The following is a 15,344-nucleotide window of genomic DNA, read 5'->3' as shown; positions in this document are numbered from 1 at the left end:
AAAACAACTAACAGCGAAAGCAGATAGGAGGCACTTATGCACGGAGCGATTCTTGGAGATATGGTTGGAGCACCTTACGAATTTGACATGGGAGATAAAAGCAAAGATTTTGACATGTGGAACGAGGATGTTCATTTCACGGATGACACCGTTATGACCATAGCAGTTGCAGATGGAATCCTCACTGCAGGGATTAATGCAGGAGAAAAAGAGATTAAGGAAGCAGTTACAGAGAAAATGCAGGAGTGGGGAGCAAAGTATCCAAATGCAGGATATGGCGTCAGGTTCGCTTTATGGCTTATGGAAAAGAATCCCGAGCCCTACGGAAGCTATGGCAACGGCTCAGCAATGAGAGTATCTTCTGTAGGATGGCTTTATGACACCATGGAAAAAACAAGACAAGTCGCCGGATGGACAGCAGAGGTTACCCATAATCATTCCGAAGGAATCAAAGGAGCGGAAGCCACAGCATCAGTCATATTCATGGCAAGAACAGGAGCATCCAAAGAAGAAATAAAGCAGTATGTGATACAGGAATTTGGCTATAATCTTAGCCGCAGCTGCGACGAGATAAGACCGGACTACTATCACGATGAGTCCTGCCAGAAAACAGTTCCCGAAGCCATCACAGCATTTCTCGAGGGAAAAGATTTCGAGGACGTCATAAGGGCCGCAGTTTCCCTGGGCGGTGACTGCGATACCCTGACCTGCATTGCAGGAGCAATGGCTGAGGCCTTCTACGGCATGCCACAGGAAATGCTGCTTGAGACTTATAAAAGGCTTGATAGGGAGATGGTGGAGGTGGTGAAGAGGTTTGATGATGAAAAATTACATTAAAAGGTGATTATATAGAAACTAAAAATCAACTTAATTATCCTTTTAGCGGCAGTTTATAGCGACTTTAGAGATGTGCGAGATAATATATTTATACCCTCGATACATATGTGATACTCACTGCATCTTTGATGGAGAATTATTATGAAAAAGATATTGATGTCGATTTTAATAGCAATTATATTCTTTGCACGCTGCTCGATTTCTAGTAATGCTGCGTTTCCGCTAAAAGAATCTGATAGCGAATCTGCGTCTCAAGAAGCAGAAGAATACTACAATAAGTTGCCACAAGGAGTAAGAGATGCATTTGAATCAGGAGGATGGAAGGTAATCATAACTGATATCTTCAAGGTTAATTTCGTTTCGGCGTTGTATAACGGAGTACCAAGCGGTGGCTATTCAGCGGGGTATACTGAGTTTGCATCAAAGAGCATAGTTTTGACTAATACTGACGCTGCCGGTGCAATGAATCATGAGATAGGTCATTACTTTGATTATATGCTTGCGTGACAGATATCATCTACTAATTCATTTATATCGATTTATAACGACGAAAAAACGAGCTTCGATGAAGGCACAAATGATTACGCTATGTCAGATCCTGCAGAATATTTTGCTGAGGCATTTAGGGAATATATTGAATGTGCAGGCTATTTGAAAAAGTGCTGCCCAAGTACATATACGACTTTGAACAATCTGGTCAGTCCATATGGTGGGACGCAAACAGATAATATTACATACTACACCAGAGCAGATTCTCATTTGATAAAAGAGACTGCTAAAACGGCAGCAAATAAGATGGCCAAGATTGCAACAAAGGCTGCAAATGTAGTCTTGTCAGGCGATAAAAATGCGGCGGCTTCCAGATCCTTGGATGAGTGGCTTGAAGTTGCAAAGGATACTTATTCTGATATGAAATCAGATCCTTCTGGTTGGGCATCGTCTCTGGCAGATAGAATAAACCAGAAAATCAGTGATTCTGATCCTGAGGAATTAGGAAAAGAGGTGGCAAATGGAGTAAATAAAAAGGTAGCGGAATGGTATGAAAAGGTGAAAGAAACTGATTGGGAGCAAAAAGGTAGAGATATTTCTAATAAAATTGGAGGTTTCCTTGAAGGGATGAATCCATGATGCGATTTAAGGATTAAGGTTATTCAGACGGATTTGTAAGGAGGAATTTAAGAATGATGACTGAAAAAATGGTGTTAAAGAAATTGGGTATTGTCGATTTTGGCTATCTCCCTAAAAACAAAGTGATTAAAATGGCATCTATGTTAGATAAAATGGATCCGGAAGTGGCAAAAAAGGCATTAGAACAATTTCCTGAATTTGCCAAAACAGCAAAAGAAATGCTGGCGGAGTATAAGGAAATTTTGGATAAGGGACTAGCAGCTAACAATGAAAGTATAAAGAGTGTTTATGATTCCTATAATGCAATTATTGTAAGTTTGCAAAAAGAACTCGATACGAAAGAACAAGAATATGATCTATCTGTGTAAGACCATGCTGGGACGACAGCATTACATTATTAAGGAGTCTGTATTCATCTTCGGGAAGCGATTTTAACACTTTTACTACTTTTCTTTCGCCAAGATATCCTCGTAATTGGAGGATAAAGAATCTTTCTACAATACTTAGCAGCACAACGATTATAAGTAAAATAATCACATACCACGTTTTAAACATAATCCACACTTATTCCTTAATACATCTCATACAGACCGGCAGGAAAAGAGTTTGATTGGTATAATTGGAAATGATTAAAGGAACATTACCGCACATTGGTAACACTTATTTTATGGTTTTCTAAACACTATGCGTTATATAATGGACCTAACATATATGTATTAAATAATATTGAAAAAGTTGGGAATATATGGCAGCAGGATATTTGTTAAAAGAAGCGGAATATGCAGACAGACCACTTTCAGATGATGAGATGTGGTCTGCTTTTGCTTATCTTTTTTCAAGTAAATCTGTGAATGATACCAGCTATAAATTTGGATTTCTGAAGTCCATTCTGGACAATCTTTATAATACGGACAGCAAGCTAGTGCTGACATTTGATCAGTTGTTTTCTAAATTTGCAGAAATATACTGGAACCTGGTTTTGAAGCATCACATCAGACAGAAGAAACCGGGAAAACTTAATCGCCGTTCTGAACTGGAGAATGCACTTTTATATGGCAAAGAGAAATATGACATCCTTGAAGATATTCCATTTGAGAGTTTATCCGAAGAAATGCGTATTGATATCTGTCACAAGGTTAAGATGAAGTGCAAGGAAAATGTAGTAGGAGCTTTATACGCTGATCTTGGTGGATTGTTTTATTCTTTTTCTAAGAAAGGTGAATGGATTCGGATAAATCCGAGGATGTATGAGTTTGTCTGCAAACATAAGGTTGCGATAGAAAAGCTTAACTACTATGAATGGGCTAAGTTCCTTGAGAGAGTTAATGAAGATAGTGCAGTAGATCATCTTCTCAGCAAGATTGATGAGAGTACACTTAGAACTCGAAGCAGCCTTGCGTATTACAGAGATATTCTGTTCCGAGAATTTGAGAGTAATTGTTTCTACTGTGGCAAGCCTGTTACAAAGCGTAGCGTTGAGGTGGATCATTTTATTCCATGGTCATTCATAAAGGATGATCAGATTTGGAATTTTGTCTTGGCCTGTCCGGAATGCAATAACAAGAAGAGGGACAAGTTAGCGCAGGTTGATTATCTGAATAAGATATCTGAGCGTAACGAGATCATGATTGAAAGAAACAAGAGTAACGATGAGTCTGCAAGACGAATAAAAATGATTTACAACTGGGCACAGAAGAATGGTTACAACGAGATTTGGACACCTGGGAAAGTAAGAGCATAACCTATGGAATACATCGAAATTTTCACACGTGACAAACAGTTCACCGGGAGGATCATTGAAAAGCATGAGAAGAAGCAGCCCGGGGACTACATAAAGCACGTTCTTATCATCATGAAGACAAGTGACAGCCCTGCTCCGGGAGAGGGTGAGGGCAGATATGTTGTTCAGCAGAGATCTCTGCTCGCCAAGTACTATGCCGGGAAATGGGATATGACAGGCGGCGGAGTAAGAGCAAGAGAGACCGACGCAGAGGCTGCTGTCAGAGAGCTTTCGGAAGAGCTTGGAATAAAGGTGTCACCTGATGACTTAGAACTTGCTTTTGAATATATAAAAGACTGGGACGATGGGACAGGGCTCCTTGCTTCGATTTTCATGCTGAGGGTTGATGTTCCCGAAGGCGGTTTTGATTTTAAACGCTATGAAGTAAACGATGTCAGGGTCATGCCCTTTAGCGAGTTTTACGCACATATCATGGATCACAATGATGAAGAGATGGGCAGAGGCATCAGGGACATCGAGGCGAGGCTGTAACAGAGTTAGGAAGCGAAACTGAAAACATAGTGTTTTTAAGGAGGGTTACATGAACAAGGTATATTGCTATTCAAGATGCACCACCTGCAAGAAAGCTCTTAAGTGGCTTGATGATAACAAGATAAAATATGAGCTTATCGATATCAAGGAAGATCATCCCGATGAAGCTACTTTGAGAAAACTTCACAAAAAGAGCGGACTTCCTCTTAAGAAGTTTTTCAATACCAGCGGCAAGCTTTATAAGGAATTGGAGCTTTCAAAGCGCCTGCCTGATATGAGCGAGGACGAACAGTTTAAGCTCCTTGCATCTGATGGAATGATCGTGAAAAGGCCCCTTCTTATAACGGATAAAAAGGTGCTGACAGGTTTTAAGGAAGAGGACTGGAAGGACGCATTAGGCTGACGGAAAACCGGGGATATGAAAACAATAAACGTAGTAGCAGCAATTATCTGTGATGATTACAAGAGAAAAACAAAGATTTTCGCAACTCAGCGTGGTTACGGAGATTATAAGGATGGCTGGGAGTTCCCAGGAGGAAAGATTGAAGAGGGTGAAAGCCAGGAGGAGGCCCTTGTTCGCGAGATAAGGGAAGAACTTGGAGCTAAGATAGAGGTTCATGATCTTTTAGATGTTATCGATTATGATTATGAAAAATTTCATCTTCACATGAACTGCTTTTGGGCAACAGTTGCAGAGGGTGAGCTTAAGCTTCTGGAGCATGAAGCTGCAAAGTGGCTTGAAGCCTGCGATCTAAGGAGTGTTGACTGGCTTCCTGCGGATCTTATTTTGCTTCCCAAGATTTCTGCAGCCATGGTCGATAAAAATGTGGAGTACTATGACGAGAACGCGGACTCTTTTTTCTCAGGAAGTGTTAATGCGGATATGTCCTATGAGAGGGACAGGTTTATAGAACTTCTTCCTGAGCACGGTCATGTTTTGGATGCGGGCTGCGGAAGTGGACGAGACAGCAAGGCTTTCATGGATTTAGGTTTTCATGTGACAGCTTTTGATGCATCCAGGGAAATGCAAAAGCGGGCATCGGAGTATCTGGGGCAGGAAGTGCTGGATATGAGGTTCGAAGACATTGATTTTCATAATGAATTCGACGGAGTCTGGGCCTGCGCTTCGCTCCTTCATGTACCGGTAGAGCAGCTTCCGAAGACCATGAAAAGGCTTAATGACTCGTTAAAAGACGGCGGATTTATATATGCTTCTTTTAAATACGGCGATGGCACGAAGATGCGTGGAAGCCGCAGGTTTAGCGATTTTAATGAAAAGAGTATAGTACCGCTTTTCGAGGATGCGGGATTTGAGATTATTTTTAATGACACCGGAAATGACAACAGGCCGGGGAGAGAAGCGGAGATGTGGGTCAATGCTATCGGAAGAAAAAAGTAAGGTGATGATATAGGATTTCAAGGCGGGGCAGCAGGGGGGATGAATAAGGTTGATTTGGCGATAAAGCGCATTACTGAAATGGAGGCTATTCTTGATGAAGCTATTGTAAGGATGGCTAAGGTGGCGGAATGCCCCGGAGCTCTTTTGGATTTTCAGCCTGAGATAAAGAGGCTTTCTGAGTATTACGAGAGCCAGCAGTGGAAGGATGATTTTGCCCTGGATGAAGATGGGCTTTTACCAAAGGATTTAAAGCGGGGAGTGCTCTCTGAAGACGGAATATATGATGCACTTGAGAAAAATAAGGAACTGATTGAAAGGATAAGGGGTACGAAGATGGTTAAGCATGTGATTTTATGGACACTGAAGGATGAGCTTTCTGCAGAGGAGAAGGCTACGATAAAGCAGGGAATCAAGGAAGGCCTCGAGGGCTTAAAGGGCAAGGTTCCGGGAATCGTGGAGATAAAGGTTAATATCGATGGCCTTGCATCTTCCAACGCAGATCTTATGCTGGATTCTACTTTTGAGAGCGAGGATGCGCTTAAGGCTTACGCTGTTCACCCTGAGCATGTGGCAGTTGCTGATTCTAAGGTAAGACCCTATACGAAGATCAGAAGCTGTCTGGATTACGAGATTTGATGGGAGTTTGGCTTTAAGGGTTTAGTTTTTGCAGGTGAATCGATGATTGGTACAGATATCAGAAACAGAGGAGATCTGGTTGAGCTCGTTAATGAGATAGGTTTTCTGCCTTTCTTTTCGGGAAGGATAGAGGGATTCTCGCTGGAAGAGAATGTTTCATACGAGGCGTGGTATCAGGGACGCTGGAAGGGCAGGGTTCACTGGGATGCCTGGGACTGGAAGGGGGAAGTTCTTCAGAACAGGGAGCTTGTCTACGGGAAGTTTTTTGAGAAGAAGGCGGGCTTTATCAGTCTGGAACTATGGCCTGATTTCTGTAACTATCGAAGAGACGGCTATGATTTCGATGCAAGATTTGATGATGGCCTTGCATCCTACAAGGACAAGGGCGTTGTGGACTACATCACGGACTCCGGCGCATTGCTTACGAGAGAGATCAAGGATGCATTGAATTATAAAAAGGGCGGCAACAAGGGGTTCGAGACGGTTATCACAAGGCTCCAGATGGAGACATATGTTGTGCCTGTGAATTTTGAATACAGTGTACGAAAGAATGGCGATGAATACGGCTGGGGCAATTGCCGGTACGATATCGCCGAAAGATTCTGGGGCGACAAGCTCTGCAGATCTGCCTACAAAAGAGATCCGGAAGAGTCTTTGGAGAGGATCATTAAGCACATTCGAAAGGTTCTGCCTAAGATGGAGGAAGACGAGGTTAGGGCAGTGCTTAGGGGGTAGGATATGCATGGTGTCGTGTACACACGACAAAACATACCGGTTTTTATCGTCCGCACGCGATAAAAACATATTGATATTGTCGTGCACACACGATAAAATATATCATATAACATGATATTTATATGATAATCGGAGGCGGTAATGAATCATAGTGTATTGAAACAGGTCATTTTAGAGCAGATTGAAATAATACAAAATGCTGAAATCATCGAACGTGACTATGATTTTGAAAATAATATCAATTATATTCTTGTTGGCCTTAGAAGAGCAGGGAAATCAACCCTCTTATACAAAATAGCGAGAGAACTTGTTGAAGCAGGATGCGACTGGTCTCAAATAATATACGTTAATTTTGAGGATGACAGACTATTAGGCTTCACAAAGGATGATTTTAATGACATCGTTGAGACTTCTTATGAGTTGACGGATGCTAAAGAGATATACTACTTCTTTGATGAGATTCAGATCATAGATGGATGGGAACATTTTGCCAGAAGAATGGCTGACCAGAAAAAGCATGTATATATTACCGGAAGCAATGCTAAGATGCTTAGTTCTGAAATGGAAAAAGCTCTTGGAGGCAGGTATCTGTCCAAAATGATTATGCCTTTTTCCCTTGGCGAGTCGCTTGATTATAAAAAGATAACCCATGATGAAAAGTCATTTCTTACAACCTCTAAGCTGGCAAAGATTCGCAGAGGGTGCCAGGAATATATTTTGAGCGGTGGTTTTCCTGAAGCACAGCGTTTATCAAACAAAAGAGAGTATATTAAGAGCGTATACGAGAAGGTTCTTCTTGGAGATATTATAGAACGTGAAAAAGTGAATAATAAGATGGCCCTCAGGCTTATGATAAAGAAGATAGCTGAAACGGTAATGCATGAGGTTTCGTTCAATTCGCTGGCTGGGAATGTAAAGGCAACCGGTGTTAAGACATCAACAGATTCCATGATAGATTACACATCTTATGCTGAAAATGCATATCTGCTGTTCAGAAACAGGAATTATGTTTCTAAGTTTGCTGAAAAAGAAAATACGCCAAGATTCTATTTTTATGACAATGGCATTTTGTCTTTGTTTCTCGTTGATAAACCATCAGTGCTTTTGGAGAATGCGGTAGCGGTTTATTTAAAACGTACTTTTGGCGAAGAAGTATATTACTTCAAGTCCACACAAACAGGTATAGATATTGATTTCTTTCTTCCGGAAGAAGACTGTGCGATTCAGGTTGCATACAGTTTGGAATCAGCAGAAGACAGAGAAACCAAGAGTCTTGTATCTTTTGCTGAGAAAACTAAAGGAATACGGCGCCTTATTATAGTTACCAATGAAGAAGAGCGTACTATTACAAAGGAGGGTCTGACTATTGAAGTGATACCTGTTTACAAATTTTTAATGGGAGCAGCTATTTAGTCATGATAATTATATAGTAATCGTGACAAAAAAACGAACGCTCGTGCGGTTATAAGAGAGGATTATTGGACTTCATTTTCGATAGAATTGAAGATGAGGAGGAGCCCAATAATCCTTTTTGTTTTAGAAAAATAAGGTGGGTTATTTGGCTACATGTGACATATATTTTCAGCATGTAATGCACTATTATAATCTTATCTTAACAACATCGAACAGTGCAGAAAAATTAGAAGCGAGCATAGAACCGGTCATGGACGGGGGACCAGTAAAAGCGCGTTCTACTCCGCTGGTACATGCGATCACAGGGATTACTTTTAACAACGAGATTGCAAAGACGGAGGTATTGATTATGCAGGAATTCATGATTGACAATGGTATAGTTATCGACGATATCGAAGGTGTGATGGAGGGTATTGCGAAGCTTAGTGGCAAGCAGATGCCAAGTCCACAGACTATCAAGAGATTTATCACAAATGAAAAATCCACAAAATTTTATATAGACGATAAGTGCTCATGTAAAATGCAGCCGGATCGGGATACGGTTTATCTATGGCTGGATAGTGGTTTTACCAGCAGCTACGGAGATCCGATAATGATATCCCTTTTAAATAAAGGTGCAGGCGGGTACACGGGTCACTTTTACGGAACCATGGACTCTCTGGCAGGAAGTATTGGCAACTTTTTCCCGCAAAACAGAAGGAACATAACCAAGAACCTGGGATCACTTAGGATTAAGTATGACAACAAGATATCAGGCAGAGATCATGCGCATATAAATGACGAGCAGGAATATCTCATTAAGACAAGTAATGAAGCCAGTGCCAATACAGTTATGGCAGATCTTATTAAGGGCCTCGATATCACTTTCCCGGAAGTTGAAGTAGAGCCTGAGCCGGAAATTGTGCAGGAGGTTGCAAAAGAAGAGCCCGGGATCCTGATGAGTAAGCTTGAAGAGGAGATAACTATTGGTCTTCTGCTGGACAAGATGGAAGAGAGGGAAGCTTATATTGACGAACTCCTTAGCATCATTGAGAGGTTAAATACCGAAAATAAGCTTACCAAGGAAAAGATGCAGGAGCTTGAAGTCAAGAACACTGAATACAAGAGAGCTTTTGTCGAATTAAGAGCAAACATGCCAGAGCATTCTGAGGAAAATAAGTCAGAATCTATAGGTGAAAATATCGGTCATGATCTCCTTGGCAAGAAGGGAAGAATATTGGTACTCGGCGCAGCATCCCTTGATGAGAAGACCATGAACGGCATTGCAAAGCAGTATGGATTTGAGAGACGTGACTTTGTATACGAAACTGATTATGAGAAGGTCAAGAGTATGGCGGGCAGAGTATCCTACGGCGAAAGATTTTCAGCAATAATCTTAGGCGCATGCCCCCACAAGGTATCTATGCTTGGTGATTACAGCAGTTTTGTGGAGAAATGCAAAAATGATGAGAATCTGCCGGATACTTACGAGACAAGGACAAATTCAGGAGAACTGAAGCTTACGAAGGAATCTTTCAGAAAGGCCCTGGAAGCTATGATGAAGGATTTGATGGAGAAGAGGCAGGAGGTGCTGTCATGAAGAGGAGAGCAGTCAGTTTTATAATTTTATTAGTGACTGTGGTGGCTATGCTTGTGGGATGTGCGATGCCGGTATCGGCACAAGGTCACTGCATTAAGTCAGGATGTACCAGGAAGAGAAGCACAGGAAGCAGTTACTGCTATGTGCATAAGCCTTCAAGTTCATCAAGCAGCTCAAGTAGCAGCTCATATTCGAGTAGTAAGAGTTCTTCGAAAAAGAGCAGCAGCTACTCCGGAAAATCCGGTAAGAGCTATGACTACTACGGAGTTCATAACTATAAATCCGCGCAGGATTTTGCGGACGATAAATATGAGGAGTTCTACGACTACGAGGATGATTACGACGATGAGGATGAAGCATACGATGCGGCTGAGGATTACTGGAATGATAATTACTGATGGGATTTAGATTGTTTGTGGAAAAGCTCTTGCTGGGGGGGCAGAGCTTGCGAGTGAAGTTTCATTTATAAGGAGATTATTATGGGATTATTCGGATTGTTTTCAAGTGATGAGCATGATGTAAGGCTTACAGATAAGGAAATTGAGAAGCTTACCAAGAACATGTCCAGGTCTGAGAAGAAGGAATTCTATCGAAGGCAGGAAGAGATGGAGAGGGACCGCGCTGACAAAGAGGCATGGCTCTGGGCTATGAGCGATGATGATGATTTTTGATGGCTGATGTAAAATATTCCCTTTTTTACATTTGTGTTGTTGTAAAAAGGAATACTCGGACTTTGAACTACTACCTATACAGTGGGCACCAATGATTCATGTTTTTATATGTGCTTTGTGGGACAGGTATATAAGATGTAAATATACATAGAATTTATATATCTTTTTGTATGCGATTGAGTAAGGCAGGTATATAAGATGGAAATATAATAGGGCTTTTATATACTTTTTTCTGTGCCAAATAAGTACATAGGGGTGAATGATACTAGGAAAGCATATAAAAAAGTATATAAATTAAATTATTATATTCCATTTATATACCGGACGGAGAAGTTATGTGAGAAATAGGTATATAAATTTGACTTAAGAGCTTTTCTTATATAGGTTGTGTAAAAAGGAGCGTAATACATATTTAGGAACACTTTTGTAATAAGAGAGTAAAATATAGTAAAGGAGGTCAGCTATGAGAAAGATACGTAAGTCTAATTTCATATGGATACTGGTTCTTGTGGCTGTCATCTTTGTGGCCAACATGGTAGGCAGCAGGGCCTACGCGGACAAGAAAGAAACCGAGATCCCTGCTTATAGCGGCAGTCCGTCAATAGAGATAAACGACAATAAGCCTGAGTTTACAAAAAGTGAGATTACTAAGGTATCCTTTGAGAGTTATGGTGAGCTTGATGATCTTGGCAGATGTACTCCGGCTACAGCCAGCATCGGCAAGGATCTCATGCCTACAAAGGATCGCGAGTCCATAAGCATGGTAAAACCAACAGGCTGGGAGCAGGAGAAATATCCCGGACTTGTTGATTCAGATCCGCCTTTTCTCTACAACAGATGCCATATGATTGGGTTCCAGCTGACCGGTGAGAATGCCAATGAGCAGAATCTTATAACCGGCACCAGATACATGAACGTAGAAGGTATGCTGCCTTATGAGAATGAGGTTGCAGATTATATAAAAAGCACCGGCAATCATGTGATGTACAGGGTCACTCCGGTTTTTGAAGGCAATAATCTGCTGTGCGACGGCGTGAAAATAGAGGCGTTGTCAGTTGAGGATGATGGCAAGGGTGTAAGCTTCAATGTGTTCTGCTATAACGTACAGCCGGGAGTGATCATTGATTACTCGGATGGCTCCAATAAGCTGGATAGAAATTACAAAGCGGACCAGGGTAACAAGTTAGAAGATAAAACTGCGTCAGACAATGGGAAAACTTCTTCTGAAACCGGAAGTCAGAGTGGGAAAACGACGTTTACCCTTGAGGAGTTTGCCGGAACCGGAAGCGGAGATACCACAGATAATGTCTCAAGATCCACTTCCGATAAGACTTATTCATATATAGGCAACAGGAATTCTCATGTATTCCACTATCCTGACTGCGACAGCGTGTCAGATATGAAGGAGAAGAATAAAGTCTTTTTTGAGGATGCTACCAGAGATGAAGTAATAGAGCAGGGCTTTAAGCCTTGCGGAAGGTGTAAGCCTTAACAGTATAAATAGAACGAGTATGACACGAAAACAGCCGGCTTTAAACCGGCTGTTTTCGTAGTGTCGTTCCTTCGCGTGGAGAAAACTTTTTTGCAAAGGATAATTTGTATATGAGATATCATCGGGTGAAGCATCGCCGCCCTGAATATCTTTCCCTCAACAATGAACCTAAGGCTTAATTCCTTGGCTCCGGTAAAGCATCGCTACCTTTGCTGGAATGGTATCCTTTAAGACTTTCGACTCCACCTTGGTAAAGCATCGCTATCGTGGCTGTCCTTGTCTTATGTTCTGAGTTAATAATACTCTTACGATTATCACAAAAGTGTCACACGGATTAAGCTAAAATTTTGACAAAACATCAATTGATGTGTATACTATCAATTGATAGTAATCAAAAGGAGGGGACCGACATTTTTCTCAGTACACAATCGAAAAAGGGAGAAGTCGTCGCTTTCTTAGAAGAATTAAAAGAACTTCTGGAGAAAGAGTATTTTGATATTGATTCTGATTTTACATTGATAATAAAGAAAAAGGGCGATGATGAAGAGCACTCTACGCCATATACTTTATTGGATTTGGACTATGACACATGGGATGTAGTTGAGAGGCTTAAGGAATTGACTGTTTCCGAGTATTCCGAGACAAAGATAGACAAAGACGACCTGAATCCTCCACTGTTATTTGTTTTTGGAAAAGAGATCAATGGAAAGCTCATTTATGTGAAATTGAAGATAAAAGGGGATCCAAAACGGCGCGTATTATGCGTATCATTTCATTACGCAGCAGATTCTATGAGATTTCCTTATGCATAAAAGGGAAGGAGGCAAACTATGGAGACAAGCACATTGATTAAAAAGGTTCATATGAATTGTCCTTTGTGCGACAAAATGCACGAAGTTGAGGAAAGAACACGTCTCGCCACTATTGCTCTGAAGGGTGATAAGGTAACTTATGAAGAGCGGTTTTATTTTTGTGCAAATGCAGACGATGATGAAAATGAATTTGAAACCGGATTAATGACAAATGAAAATCTTCTCAATGCGCGAAACGCTTATCGTATAAAGCATGGCTTGCTCACTTCTAATGAGATTGTAGATATTAGAGAGAGTTATGGATTATCTCAAGTTGATCTGGCAAGATTGCTGGGATGGGGAGAAGCTACGATTTCAAGATATGAAAGTAAGGCTATTCAAGATGAAGCATATGATACTATGCTACGTTTGATTAAAGACAATCCGTTACAAGCCTTGGAATTCCTGAAGAAAAATGCTGATAAATTTCCAGGGCTTAAAAGGGTGGAAGTAAAATCGAAAATCGTGGAGAAGCTGGATTCATATGGAAAGGAGTACCTTACACGCCAGGCTCTTGAAGGGGAGTATGCAAGTTTTGAAGAGCCTTGCGATTCAAATGGATTTGTTTTGCTGGATATAGATAAGCTTGAGGCTGCAATCTCTTATATTGCAGAAAATGTATCGAATCTTTTTAAGGTAAAACTAATGAAAATGCTCTGGTATGCAGATGCATTATCGTATAAAAAGTGTGGATTAGCTATTACGGGACTGGTGTATCGACATAACGAAATGGGAGCTCTTCCAATCGGACATTATAGCCTTATGAATCTTGAAAAATTGGATGTTCGCGAAGAGATAAGCCTTAATTATGATACAATGCTTCATGTTTATCCAAGTGAGGGCATGAACTATGATGTGCTGAGTAATAAAGAAAAAGCCGTGTTGGATTCTGTAATAAAGAAGTTTAAGAATTATAAAGCGCAAGAGATAGTTAATTACATGCACGAGGAAAAAGCTTATACGGGAACAAATCCCGGGGAGATAATACCATTTTCATTGGCGAAGGAAATACGGGATTTCTGATGACTTGACAAAAATACGTGGATGGGTTAAATTGATTTTACACAATCTAATAGTAATAAATGATATGTATTTATAGAGAGGAGACCCGACATGACTTACGCAGTAAGATATTATACAAAGACAGGTAACACAAAGAGACTTGCTGAAGCAATTGCAAAGGAGCTTGGAGTAGAAGCACTTCCCATCAGTGAAGCTATTGAAGAGCCTGTTGATATTCTTTTCCTTGGTAATTCTTATTATGCATTCAACATAGATCCTGAGGTTAAAGCTTTTGTGGGATCACTTGATAAGAACAAGGTTGGTAAGATAGTTAACTTTGGATCCGCAGCCATGCTCAACTCAACATACAAGAAGGTTAAGGCTGAGGCAGATAAGGTCGGCATTCCCATGGATGAGAAGGAATTCCACTGCAAGGGTGAGTTCAAGGGTATCCACAAGGGCAGACCTAACCAGGATGACATTGACGCAGCAGTACAGTTTGTAAAGCAGTATAAATAAATTCAATGTACCCATACATATATGACAGGAAAAAGCCGGTTTCGAACCGGCTTTTTTGTATTGTTGTCCTTTCGCGTGGAGAAAAAGCATGAGCTCTGTGTAGTTTTCCGTCATACCAATATTCTTGTGATATTGTAATAACGTTTGATATAATAATTGATTGTGGGGGGGACTGCGACAGTGCAGAATGAAGTAAAGCTAGGGGTATTTTGTAATGAAGAAGTATTTGGGGAATCTATTAATTGCCATCGCATCTGTGATGTGTATGACAGTCTTATTTTGGAGTTCATCCATCAGCTCTGAGGCCGCAGCAGCAAAAGGCGCCAAGGATATAAAACTTGTGGAAAATTATTGCCAGTTTACAGCTGCTTCTGACGGATATTATTCCTTGTGGATTCATTTTGGAGGCGACAAATCCGATAATTGGATGGATTTGGAAACAAACATGAAACTCTCTGCCAATGAAACCTATAAAGAACAGTTTTGGTTAACTGATATGTAATGACCTCCTGTCAAGAGAAAACTTACAGGGAGTCACCACAAACTTATTTAATTGTTACTAAAGACATCCGGAAAGAGCCTCGGGGTATCAGTTCCCGGCATTGGCCACTCTGATATACGTGGATTGGTTACCGACAGGTCAATGGTCCGCCGTGAGCTCTACCGTCTAAAAGCGTGGATCACAGATCACTCTGTGCCGGCATAGTTAAATCGTAGATAGCTCGAACCTTGAAATGGCCGAAGCCCTTTCAAGATGCCTTCAGTTGTTACTTGGTTCTTGCCAGATGTAAATGGCATAAGCCATCTTAC

20 protein-coding genes and 2 pseudogenes are annotated in these 15,344 nt (G+C 41.0%); 21 read left to right on the top strand and 1 reads right to left on the bottom strand.

Annotated features, from left to right (window positions below; translation table 11 throughout):
* Positions 1–36 precede the first annotated feature (36 nt).
* From G610_RS0114180 to G610_RS21045, 4 genes are all read left to right on the top strand, one after another.
* Positions 37–837 carry an ADP-ribosylglycohydrolase family protein gene (locus G610_RS0114180; RefSeq protein ID WP_026525324.1) on the top strand — a complete coding sequence of 267 codons (801 nt, stop codon included), beginning with the start codon at positions 37–39 and terminating at the stop codon, positions 835–837.
* A gap of 141 nt (positions 838–978) precedes the next feature.
* Positions 979–1,344, top strand: a complete 366-nt coding sequence (locus G610_RS0114175) for a hypothetical protein (RefSeq protein WP_026525323.1) — start codon at positions 979–981, stop codon at positions 1,342–1,344.
* Between the two features lie 3 nt (positions 1,345–1,347).
* Positions 1,348–1,965 (top strand): anthrax toxin lethal factor-related metalloendopeptidase, encoded by a 618-nt coding sequence (locus G610_RS0114170; RefSeq protein ID WP_330368151.1) that lies wholly within the window; start codon positions 1,348–1,350, stop codon positions 1,963–1,965.
* A 53-nt stretch (positions 1,966–2,018) separates the two neighbouring features.
* Entirely contained in the window at positions 2,019–2,333 is a 315-nt protein-coding gene (locus G610_RS21045; RefSeq protein ID WP_051198024.1) for a hypothetical protein, read from the top strand.
* Here G610_RS21045 and G610_RS24030 read toward each other — a convergent pair.
* Positions 2,272–2,520 (bottom strand): nuclease-related domain-containing protein, encoded by a 249-nt coding sequence (locus tag G610_RS24030; protein WP_081667499.1) that lies wholly within the window; start codon positions 2,518–2,520, stop codon positions 2,272–2,274. The genes G610_RS21045 and G610_RS24030 overlap by 62 nt on opposite strands.
* Before the next feature lie 205 nt (positions 2,521–2,725).
* Between G610_RS24030 and G610_RS0114160 the strand changes: the two genes are divergently transcribed.
* The 17 genes and pseudogenes from G610_RS0114160 (at position 2,726) to G610_RS0114085 (ending at position 15,036) form a co-directional block, all read left to right on the top strand.
* The gene (locus G610_RS0114160) at positions 2,726–3,706 is read left to right on the top strand and encodes an HNH endonuclease domain-containing protein (RefSeq protein ID WP_196809849.1); all 981 of its coding nucleotides are present in this window, start codon (positions 2,726–2,728) and stop codon (positions 3,704–3,706) included.
* 3 nt (positions 3,707–3,709) lie between these two features.
* Positions 3,710–4,237: an NUDIX domain-containing protein gene (locus G610_RS0114155; RefSeq protein ID WP_026525320.1), complete on the top strand. Its 528-nt coding sequence runs from the start codon at positions 3,710–3,712 to the stop codon at positions 4,235–4,237.
* Between the two features lie 49 nt (positions 4,238–4,286).
* Entirely contained in the window at positions 4,287–4,640 is a 354-nt protein-coding gene (locus tag G610_RS0114150) for an arsenate reductase family protein (RefSeq protein ID WP_026496761.1), read from the top strand.
* A 15-nt stretch (positions 4,641–4,655) separates the two neighbouring features.
* A pseudogene (locus G610_RS23940) lies at positions 4,656–5,051 on the top strand ((deoxy)nucleoside triphosphate pyrophosphohydrolase); the annotation flags it as partial.
* A complete protein-coding gene (locus G610_RS23935) occupies positions 5,049–5,636 on the top strand; it encodes a class I SAM-dependent methyltransferase (RefSeq protein ID WP_026525319.1) in 588 nt (195 codons plus the stop codon). The pseudogene G610_RS23940 and the gene G610_RS23935, both read left to right, overlap by 3 nt.
* Positions 5,637–5,675: 39 nt before the next feature.
* Positions 5,676–5,942 (top strand): annotated as a pseudogene (locus G610_RS23930) (DUF4298 domain-containing protein); the annotation flags it as partial.
* A 27-nt stretch (positions 5,943–5,969) separates the two neighbouring features.
* Complete coding sequence (locus G610_RS23925; protein WP_026525318.1) at positions 5,970–6,272, top strand: Dabb family protein; 303 nt, start codon at positions 5,970–5,972, stop codon at positions 6,270–6,272.
* Positions 6,273–6,314: 42 nt separating this feature from the next.
* On the top strand, positions 6,315–7,007 hold the full coding sequence (locus G610_RS0114130; protein ID WP_026525317.1) for an AlkZ-related protein: 693 nt from the start codon (positions 6,315–6,317) through the stop codon (positions 7,005–7,007).
* Between the two features lie 141 nt (positions 7,008–7,148).
* Positions 7,149–8,420 (top strand): ATP-binding protein, encoded by a 1,272-nt coding sequence (locus tag G610_RS0114125; protein ID WP_026525316.1) that lies wholly within the window; start codon positions 7,149–7,151, stop codon positions 8,418–8,420.
* 349 nt (positions 8,421–8,769) lie between these two features.
* Positions 8,770–9,999: a hypothetical protein gene (locus G610_RS0114120; protein ID WP_026525315.1), complete on the top strand. Its 1,230-nt coding sequence runs from the start codon at positions 8,770–8,772 to the stop codon at positions 9,997–9,999.
* A complete protein-coding gene (locus G610_RS21035; RefSeq protein WP_035797641.1) occupies positions 9,996–10,397 on the top strand; it encodes a hypothetical protein in 402 nt (133 codons plus the stop codon). Before G610_RS0114120 ends, G610_RS21035 begins: the two co-directional genes overlap by 4 nt.
* A gap of 81 nt (positions 10,398–10,478) precedes the next feature.
* On the top strand, positions 10,479–10,670 hold the full coding sequence (locus tag G610_RS0114110; RefSeq protein WP_026525314.1) for a hypothetical protein: 192 nt from the start codon (positions 10,479–10,481) through the stop codon (positions 10,668–10,670).
* A 463-nt stretch (positions 10,671–11,133) separates the two neighbouring features.
* On the top strand, positions 11,134–12,162 hold the full coding sequence (locus G610_RS0114105; RefSeq protein WP_026525313.1) for a DNA/RNA non-specific endonuclease: 1,029 nt from the start codon (positions 11,134–11,136) through the stop codon (positions 12,160–12,162).
* A 347-nt stretch (positions 12,163–12,509) separates the two neighbouring features.
* The gene (locus G610_RS0114100) at positions 12,510–12,974 is read left to right on the top strand and encodes a hypothetical protein (protein ID WP_155831039.1); all 465 of its coding nucleotides are present in this window, start codon (positions 12,510–12,512) and stop codon (positions 12,972–12,974) included.
* Between the two features lie 18 nt (positions 12,975–12,992).
* Positions 12,993–14,036 carry a type II TA system antitoxin MqsA family protein gene (locus G610_RS0114095; protein ID WP_026525311.1) on the top strand — a complete coding sequence of 348 codons (1,044 nt, stop codon included), beginning with the start codon at positions 12,993–12,995 and terminating at the stop codon, positions 14,034–14,036.
* A 90-nt stretch (positions 14,037–14,126) separates the two neighbouring features.
* On the top strand, positions 14,127–14,534 hold the full coding sequence (locus G610_RS0114090; RefSeq protein WP_026525310.1) for a flavodoxin family protein: 408 nt from the start codon (positions 14,127–14,129) through the stop codon (positions 14,532–14,534).
* A 214-nt stretch (positions 14,535–14,748) separates the two neighbouring features.
* Positions 14,749–15,036: a hypothetical protein gene (locus tag G610_RS0114085; RefSeq protein WP_026525309.1), complete on the top strand. Its 288-nt coding sequence runs from the start codon at positions 14,749–14,751 to the stop codon at positions 15,034–15,036.
* Positions 15,037–15,344 lie beyond the last annotated feature (308 nt).

It is taken from the genome of Butyrivibrio sp. MB2005 (assembly GCF_000424285.1).
GTDB lineage: Bacteria > Bacillota > Clostridia > Lachnospirales > Lachnospiraceae > Butyrivibrio.
This window is presented reverse-complemented; position numbering and strand designations above follow the sequence as displayed.

Excerpts from the sequence above, each read along its gene's own strand:
- G610_RS24030 (WP_081667499.1), bottom strand. The coding sequence starts at position 2,520 with ATGTTTAAAACGTGGTATGTGATTATTTTACTTATAATCGTTGTGCTG.
- G610_RS0114175 (WP_026525323.1), top strand. The coding sequence starts at position 979 with ATGAAAAAGATATTGATGTCGATTTTAATAGCAATTATATTCTTTGCA.
- G610_RS0114085 (WP_026525309.1), top strand. The coding sequence starts at position 14,749 with ATGAAGAAGTATTTGGGGAATCTATTAATTGCCATCGCATCTGTGATG.
- G610_RS21035 (WP_035797641.1), top strand. The coding sequence starts at position 9,996 with ATGAAGAGGAGAGCAGTCAGTTTTATAATTTTATTAGTGACTGTGGTG.
- G610_RS0114120 (WP_026525315.1), top strand. The coding sequence starts at position 8,770 with ATGCAGGAATTCATGATTGACAATGGTATAGTTATCGACGATATCGAA.
- G610_RS0114180 (WP_026525324.1), top strand. The coding sequence starts at position 37 with ATGCACGGAGCGATTCTTGGAGATATGGTTGGAGCACCTTACGAATTT.
- G610_RS0114150 (WP_026496761.1), top strand. The coding sequence starts at position 4,287 with ATGAACAAGGTATATTGCTATTCAAGATGCACCACCTGCAAGAAAGCT.
- G610_RS0114130 (WP_026525317.1), top strand. The coding sequence starts at position 6,315 with ATGATTGGTACAGATATCAGAAACAGAGGAGATCTGGTTGAGCTCGTT.
- G610_RS23925 (WP_026525318.1), top strand. The coding sequence starts at position 5,970 with ATGGTTAAGCATGTGATTTTATGGACACTGAAGGATGAGCTTTCTGCA.
- G610_RS21045 (WP_051198024.1), top strand. The coding sequence starts at position 2,019 with ATGATGACTGAAAAAATGGTGTTAAAGAAATTGGGTATTGTCGATTTT.
- G610_RS0114090 (WP_026525310.1), top strand. The coding sequence starts at position 14,127 with ATGACTTACGCAGTAAGATATTATACAAAGACAGGTAACACAAAGAGA.
- G610_RS0114105 (WP_026525313.1), top strand. The coding sequence starts at position 11,134 with ATGAGAAAGATACGTAAGTCTAATTTCATATGGATACTGGTTCTTGTG.
- G610_RS0114095 (WP_026525311.1), top strand. The coding sequence starts at position 12,993 with ATGGAGACAAGCACATTGATTAAAAAGGTTCATATGAATTGTCCTTTG.
- G610_RS23935 (WP_026525319.1), top strand. The coding sequence starts at position 5,049 with ATGGTCGATAAAAATGTGGAGTACTATGACGAGAACGCGGACTCTTTT.
- G610_RS0114110 (WP_026525314.1), top strand. The coding sequence starts at position 10,479 with ATGGGATTATTCGGATTGTTTTCAAGTGATGAGCATGATGTAAGGCTT.
- G610_RS0114155 (WP_026525320.1), top strand. The coding sequence starts at position 3,710 with ATGGAATACATCGAAATTTTCACACGTGACAAACAGTTCACCGGGAGG.
- G610_RS0114125 (WP_026525316.1), top strand. The coding sequence starts at position 7,149 with ATGAATCATAGTGTATTGAAACAGGTCATTTTAGAGCAGATTGAAATA.